The organism is Winogradskyella vincentii (assembly GCF_020166345.1).
GTDB lineage: Bacteria > Bacteroidota > Bacteroidia > Flavobacteriales > Flavobacteriaceae > Winogradskyella > Winogradskyella vincentii.
In genome coordinates, this window is record NZ_JAIUJS010000014.1 from 1 (window position 1) to 5,391 (window position 5,391).

Consider the following 5,391-nt stretch of genomic DNA (forward strand, 5'->3'; position numbering starts at 1 on the left):
CTTGACAGGTAGGCATTTGTTTTGGGCTGTTTTTTTTTTCTGAAAAAAAGGTTGTCAAAGTGCTTGTTATGTAGTTAAAGGGATTTATATTTGCGCCCCTTTTGCGTTGCATCCGGTTTTGTTTTGGAGGCTCGGATCGTAATGAGAAAAAATATTTTAAAATATTTTGTCGAGAATGTTGCGGGTAATAAAAAAGGGTTTTATATTTGCACCCGCTAAAACGCCGAAGGGCGGTTTTGGGTAACAGAAAAAGTTCATTAACATATTGAATTGACAGCGTAAGATCGGGACCGGAAACGGTCTTGGTCGACAAGAGAACGAACCATCATGAGTACTTTGGAAATTCTGAATCGGTCGTTGAATAATATTTAAGATTTAACGATGAAGAGTTTGATCCTGGCTCAGGATGAACGCTAGCGGCAGGCCTAACACATGCAAGTCGAACGGTAACAGGGAAAAGCTTGCTTTTCCGCTGACGAGTGGCGCACGGGTGCGTAACGCGTATACAATCTACCTCTTACAGGGGGATAGCCTTTAGAAATGAAGATTAATACCCCATGGTATCACGGTCCGGCATCGGACTGTGATTAAAGTTTCGGCGGTAGGAGATGAGTATGCGTTCTATTAGCTAGTAGGTGTGGTAACGGCACACCTAGGCAACGATAGATAGGGGCCCTGAGAGGGGGATCCCCCACACTGGTACTGAGACACGGACCAGACTCCTACGGGAGGCAGCAGTGAGGAATATTGGACAATGGGCGGAAGCCTGATCCAGCCATGCCGCGTGCAGGAAGACTGCCCTATGGGTTGTAAACTGCTTTTGTACAGGAAGAAACCTTTCCACGTGTGGAGAGCTGACGGTACTGTAAGAATAAGCATCGGCTAACTCCGTGCCAGCAGCCGCGGTAATACGGAGGATGCAAGCGTTATCCGGAATCATTGGGTTTAAAGGGTCCGTAGGTGGATCGGTCAGTCAGAGGTGAAATCCTGCAGCTCAACTGTAGAACTGCCTTTGATACTGCCGGTCTTGAATTATTGTGAAGTGGTTAGAATATGTAGTGTAGCGGTGAAATGCATAGATATTACATAGAATACCGATTGCGAAGGCAGATCACTAACAATATATTGACACTGATGGACGAAAGCGTGGGGAGCGAACGGGATTAGATACCCCGGTAGTCCACGCCGTAAACGATGGTCACTAGCTGTTCGGACTTCGGTCTGAGTGGCTAAGCGAAAGTGATAAGTGACCCACCTGGGGAGTACGTTCGCAAGAATGAAACTCAAAGGAATTGACGGGGGCCCGCACAAGCGGTGGAGCATGTGGTTTAATTCGATGATACGCGAGGAACCTTACCAGGGCTTAAATGTAGATTGCATTAGCTGGAGACAGCTATTTCTTCGGACCATCTACAAGGTGCTGCATGGTTGTCGTCAGCTCGTGCCGTGAGGTGTCAGGTTAAGTCCTATAACGAGCGCAACCCCTGTTGTTAGTTGCCAGCATGTAAAGATGGGAACTCTAGCAAGACTGCCGGTGCAAACCGCGAGGAAGGTGGGGATGACGTCAAATCATCACGGCCCTTACGTCCTGGGCTACACACGTGCTACAATGGTATGGACAATGAGCAGCCACTTCGCGAGAAGGAGCGAATCTACAAACCATATCACAGTTCGGATCGGAGTCTGCAACTCGACTCCGTGAAGCTGGAATCGCTAGTAATCGGATATCAGCCATGATCCGGTGAATACGTTCCCGGGCCTTGTACACACCGCCCGTCAAGCCATGGAAGCTGGGAGTGCCTGAAGTCCGTCACCGCAAGGAGCGGCCTAGGGTAAAATCGGTAACTAGGGCTAAGTCGTAACAAGGTAGCCGTACCGGAAGGTGCGGCTGGAACACCTCCTTTCTAGAGAAAGACGACTGATAACGAATAAAGGAAAGGGATAGTTTGTTCTTTTTGCTGTCAATTTAAAATATCAATAATTAAGTAGAGTCTCATAGCTCAGCTGGTTAGAGCGCTACACTGATAATGTAGAGGTCGGCAGTTCGAGTCTGCCTGAGACTACTGATTAAAGGAAATTCTGGAAGCTGGGATTCAAGGTTCGAAATTCTGAATTCAAGTTCTGAGTTCTAGATGGGGAATTAGCTCAGCTGGCTAGAGCGCCTGCCTTGCACGCAGGAGGTCACCGGTTCGACTCCGGTATTCTCCACAGACGGCACTGGCCGTAAAAGTTCATTGACATATTGAAAAAAGATACATGATAATTAGATAGAAATATTTAATAAAAATAAATTATTGTAACGAGCAATAATTGTAACTCATTAAAAAGACAAAAGTACAATAAGCTAAATAAGAGCGTATGGGGAATGCCTAGGCTCTCAGAGGCGATGAAGGACGTGATAAGCTGCGAAAAGCTGCGGGGATTGGCACATACAAGTTGATCCGCAGATATCCGAATGGGGCAACCCGGCATGTTGAAGACATGTCATCCGCAAGGAGGCAAACCCGGAGAACTGAAACATCTAAGTACCCGGAGGAGAAGAAAACAAAAGTGATTCCGATAGTAGCGGCGAGCGAAATCGGATTAGCCCAAACCAGTATTGTTACGGCAATGCTGGGGTTGTAGGACTGCGTCGTTGGTCGTGTAATGAACTAGAACGCTTTGGAAAGAGCGGCCGTAGAGGGTGATAGCCCCGTAAAGGTAAAGATCATTGACCATAGCAGTATCCTGAGTAGTGCGGGGCACGTGTAACCCTGTATGAATCTGTGGGGACCATCCCATAAGGCTAAATACTCCTGAGAGACCGATAGTGAACTAGTACCGTGAGGGAAAGGTGAAAAGAACCCTGAATAAGGGAGTGAAACAGAACCTGAAACCATACGCTTACAAGCGGTCGGAGCCATTCGTGGTGACGGCGTGCCTTTTGCATAATGAGCCTACGAGTTACCGTTGCTAGCAAGGTTAAGTACTTAAGGTACGGATCCGTAGCGAAAGCGAGTCTGAACAGGGCGCTTAAGTTAGTAGTGGTAGACGCGAAACCGTGTGATCTACCCATGGGCAGGGTGAAGCTGTGGTAACACACAGTGGAGGCCCGAACCGGTTGACGTTGAAAAGTCTTCGGATGACCTGTGGGTAGGGGTGAAAGGCCAATCAAACTCGGAAATAGCTCGTACTCCCCGAAATGCATTTAGGTGCAGCGTTGATTTAGTTTTATAGAGGTAGAGCTACTGATTGGATGCGGGGGCTTCACCGCCTACCAATTCCTGACAAACTCCGAATGCTATAAAATGATGATCAGCAGTGAGGGCATGGGTGCTAAGGTCCATGTCCGAGAGGGAAAGAACCCAGACCATCAGCTAAGGTCCCCAAATGTATGTTAAGTTGAATAAACGAGGTTGGATTGCACAGACAGCTAGGATGTTGGCTTGGAAGCAGCCATTCATTTAAAGAGTGCGTAACAGCTCACTAGTCGAGCGATCCGGCATGGATAATAATCGGGCATAAACATACTACCGAAGCTATGGACTTTTAAAAGTGGTAGGGGAGCATTGTAGTGTCGTCGAAGGTGTACTGCGAGGTATGCTGGAGAAGCTACAAAAGAAAATGTAGGCATAAGTAACGATAATGCGGGCGAGAAACCCGCACACCGAAAGACTAAGGTTTCCTCAGCTATGCTAATCAGCTGAGGGTTAGTCGGGACCTAACGCGAACCCGAAAGGGGTAGTGGATGGACAACAGGTTAATATTCCTGTACCTGCTCACGCTAAAAGTGACGGAGGCGAAAAGTTAGTGCGTACTGACGGAATAGTACGTTGAAGCGAGTAGTAATACCGCGATAGTACACTGAGACTACGGTCAAGGTGATAATCTAGCAAATCGACTTCCAAGAAAAGCGAGTGAAGCAGCCCGTACCCTAAACCGACACAGGTAGTTGGGATGAGAATTCTAAGGTGCTCGAGAGATTCATGGCTAAGGAACTAGGCAAAATAGACGCGTAACTTCGGGAGAAGCGTCGCCTGTAGTAATACAGGCCGCAGTGAAAAGATCCAAGCGACTGTTTATCAAAAACACAGGGCTCTGCTAAATCGAAAGATGACGTATAGGGCCTGACACCTGCCCGGTGCTGGAAGGTTAAGTGGAGGGCTTAGAGGTTTACCTCGAAGGTCTGAAATGAAGCCCCAGTAAACGGCGGCCGTAACTATAACGGTCCTAAGGTAGCGAAATTCCTTGTCGGGTAAGTTCCGACCTGCACGAATGGTGTAACGATTTGGATACTGTCTCAGCCATGAGCTCGGTGAAATTGTAGTATCGGTGAAGATGCCGATTACCCGCAGTGGGACGAAAAGACCCCGTGAACCTTTACTATAGCTTAGTATTGGCTTTGGATAAGTAATGTGTAGGATAGGTGGGAGACTTTGAAGCGGCGTCGCCAGGCGTTGTGGAGTCATTGTTGAAATACCACCCTTTGCTTATCTAGAGTCTAACGTCTATCGACGGACAGTGCTTGGTGGGTAGTTTGACTGGGGTGGTCGCCTCCAAAAGAGTAACGGAGGCTTCTAAAGGTTCCCTCAGCACGCTTGGTAACCGTGCGCAGAGTGCAATGGCATAAGGGAGCTTGACTGAGAGACATACAGGTCGATCAGGTACGAAAGTAGAGCATAGTGATCCGGTGGTTCCGCATGGAAGGGCCATCGCTCAAAGGATAAAAGGTACTCCGGGGATAACAGGCTGATCTCCCCCAAGAGCTCACATCGACGGGGGGGTTTGGCACCTCGATGTCGGCTCGTCACATCCTGGGGCTGGAGAAGGTCCCAAGGGTTGGGCTGTTCGCCCATTAAAGTGGCACGCGAGCTGGGTTCAGAACGTCGTGAGACAGTTCGGTCTCTATCTACTGTGGGCGTTAGAAATTTGAGTGGATCTGACTCTAGTACGAGAGGACCGAGTTGGACGAACCTCTGGTGCACCTGTTGTCACGCCAGTGGCATCGCAGGGTAGCTACGTTCGGAAGGGATAAGCGCTGAAAGCATATAAGCGCGAAACCCACCACAAGATGAGATTTCTTTAAAGGGCCGTGGAAGATGACCACGTTGATAGGCTACAGGTGTAAAGGCAGTAATGTCACAGCCGAGTAGTACTAATAACCCGTAGGCTTATTGTACGCCGTTCTTTTTATAGGTACAGTATTATCTAGTAATATCGATTATCGTATATCTTATTTTCAATATGTCAACAATATTAGTGTTGATTATCTTATAGCAACCGAAGATTTAAGGTGGTTATAGCGACGGGGCTCACCTCTTACCATTCCGAACAGAGTAGTTAAGCCCGTTAGCGCCGATGGTACTGCTTTCTGTGGGAGAGTAGGTCGCCGCCTTTCTTGAAGGCCCTTTG

General features: G+C 48.1%; 2 tRNA genes and 3 rRNA genes. All 5 read left to right on the forward strand.

Features of this window, described 5'->3' with window-relative positions:
• Positions 1-378: 378 nt before the first annotated feature.
• The 5 genes from LBV24_RS14850 to rrf all read left to right on the forward strand — a co-directional run bounded on the left by LBV24_RS14850 (position 379) and on the right by rrf (position 5,377).
• A 16S ribosomal RNA gene (locus LBV24_RS14850) occupies positions 379-1,904 on the forward strand.
• 85 nt (positions 1,905-1,989) lie between these two features.
• Positions 1,990-2,063 (forward strand) — tRNA-Ile (locus tag LBV24_RS14855).
• 71 nt (positions 2,064-2,134) lie between these two features.
• Positions 2,135-2,208 (forward strand) — tRNA-Ala (locus tag LBV24_RS14860).
• A 129-nt stretch (positions 2,209-2,337) separates the two neighbouring features.
• Positions 2,338-5,158 (forward strand): 23S ribosomal RNA (locus tag LBV24_RS14865).
• A gap of 110 nt (positions 5,159-5,268) precedes the next feature.
• Positions 5,269-5,377 (forward strand): 5S ribosomal RNA (rrf, locus tag LBV24_RS14870).
• The 16S, 23S and 5S rRNA genes sit together here with 2 tRNA genes alongside, the layout of an rRNA operon.
• Positions 5,378-5,391 lie beyond the last annotated feature (14 nt).